Raw genomic sequence first — 1,475 nt, forward strand, 5'->3', positions numbered from 1 at the left:
TTTTGTCCTCTGCAATAGGCGTCTCTTATTTCCCTGCGATCTCCATTCCAGTTACATCTCCCCTGTGTACTTGCTCGCTCGCCGGCGGGCGCGGTGTTGACCCTGATGGGGAAAATTGATAGCGTCATCCCCCGGTTGAGGCCGGAGCGACCAAGTCAGCGACATTGGCGCCTTATTCTGAGGGGATGTTTTGCCCCGTCAAACAGCAATGCAGCAGTTGAACGAGTGAAAACCGATTTAGTGAAACAACAGCGTAACGCCTCAACGGATAAAAATTATCGAGAAACCTTGGGTGATGCGCAATTTGCGATCGTCGTGTTGGCGGTGGCGTCCTGCTCACTGATTATCTTTACGCTGGCGGTCACGCTGTGGGTGACCTGACGCGATTAACTAGGGGAGATAAAATGGAGCCTAATCTCCATGATGAAACCAAACTGCTGGCGATCATCGGCCTGTTGGTGTCCGTGCTGCTGGTGGTATCAATTCTCTTTGGCGTGACCTATTTCTCCGATCTCAGGCACGCGCATGACGATATAGACATCAAGAGCTGCTATATCAAAGCACCCTGAACCGCGCGGACGTGCCTGCACGTCGTCGCTCTGCGGGGGAGCTGTCCTGTGTTAAGCTTGGGCGGTTACCCTTGGCGAATCGGCGCCATTCAGGAGGTCTTTGCGATGAGTCAGCCACGTCCTACGCTCTCTTCACCTTCACGCGAGTGCCCCGTCGTTGACGGCGTGCGCCAGATACAACGTATTGCCGTGCGTAACGCCGAAGTGGGGGGCATTCCGATCAACCGTGCGTTGCCAACCCGGGAGCGGCGCACCGTCGGCGCCTGGTGTTTTCTCGATCACGCCGGGCCGACGGTGTTCAACGGCACTTCGCCCGGCATGGATGTGGGGGCGCATCCGCACACCGGGCTGCAAACGTTCACTTGGATGATAGAGGGGGAGGTGCTGCACCGAGACAGCCTCGGCAGTGAGCAGGTGATTCGCCCGGGGCAGGTTAACCTGATGACCGCGGGGCACGGCATTGCGCATACGGAACAGTCGGTGGGCGAGCAGCGGCGGTTGCATGCTGCGCAATTATGGATCGCGCTGCCGGCCGAACATGCCGACATGGCGCCACGCTTCGATCATTATCCTGACTTGCCGCAATGGCAGAATAACGGCGTGAATCATCGTTTGTTGGTCGGGGAATTTGGCGCTTATCGTTCACCGGTGTTTACTCTTTCGCCATTAATCGCCATTGATCTGGAATGGGAAGAAGCGGCAAGAATCGAATTGCCGTTGCGCGATGATTATGAAATCGGCTTTTTGCCCCTTATTGGTGCATTTGAACTTAATGGTGAAATCTTTTCACCTGATGAATTCGCCTATTTGGGCATGAAGAATAACTCTATTGGGTTAAATGCACAGAAGGGGAGCCGGGGATTACTCATCGGTGCCGGCGCGTATCGAGCAGATGCTGTCGATGGA

3 protein-coding genes are annotated in these 1,475 nt (G+C 55.5%); all 3 read left to right on the forward strand.

All coding sequences use genetic code 11. The features are described 5' to 3' along the window. Positions 1-225: 225 nt before the first annotated feature. Entirely contained in the window at positions 226-381 is a 156-nt protein-coding gene (locus ADK28_RS32555; RefSeq protein ID WP_016927390.1) for a hypothetical protein, read from the forward strand. Between the two features lie 23 nt (positions 382-404). Continuing rightward, entirely contained in the window at positions 405-569 is a 165-nt protein-coding gene (locus ADK28_RS32560) for a hypothetical protein (protein ID WP_004934557.1), read from the forward strand. Positions 570-674: 105 nt separating this feature from the next. Beyond that, positions 675-1,475 (forward strand): pirin family protein (locus ADK28_RS23500; RefSeq protein WP_048796829.1); only part of this gene is annotated, 801 nt, incomplete at its 3' end.

Origin of the sequence: Serratia sp. 506_PEND (assembly GCF_001076875.1) — a bacterium.
GTDB lineage: Bacteria > Pseudomonadota > Gammaproteobacteria > Enterobacterales > Enterobacteriaceae > Serratia > Serratia marcescens.

What these genes read in the sequence shown, in the direction of transcription:
- ADK28_RS32560 (WP_004934557.1), top strand. Translation starts at nt 405, where the DNA reads ATGGAGCCTAATCTCCATGATGAAACCAAACTGCTGGCGATCATCGGC.